The sequence below is a fragment of the Parvimonas sp. D9 genome (genome assembly GCF_035282565.1).
In the GTDB taxonomy this organism is placed as follows: domain Bacteria; phylum Bacillota; class Clostridia; order Tissierellales; family Peptoniphilaceae; genus Parvimonas; species Parvimonas micra.
The window spans coordinates 1-238 of the sequence record NZ_JAYKBM010000260.1; the positions used below are offsets into that span (position 1 = coordinate 1).

Genomic DNA, 238 nt, shown 5'->3' on the forward strand with positions numbered 1-238 from the left:
TGTGCAGCTCCGGTATGTGCCCTATATGCTTCAAAAAAATCTTTTTCCATACTTGGGTCCGACTCGATAATAAAATAGACTTTTCCGCTTGTACCTTCGCCTAATTTTGACTCCAATTTACCTTTTTGTCCGAGTTTTTCCGAATTGTGTTTAACTAAATAGAGCCCTAGTCCTGTTGATTTGGGGTGTTGTCTTCCGTTCGAGCCGGAATATCCCGTAGCGAAACTGTGTGGTGCAT

Annotated in this window: 1 pseudogene; it reads right to left on the reverse strand. The window is 42.4% G+C overall.

The window, feature by feature from the left end:
• Nucleotides 1-238: pseudogene (locus VJI94_RS08805) on the reverse strand (hypothetical protein); the annotation flags it as partial.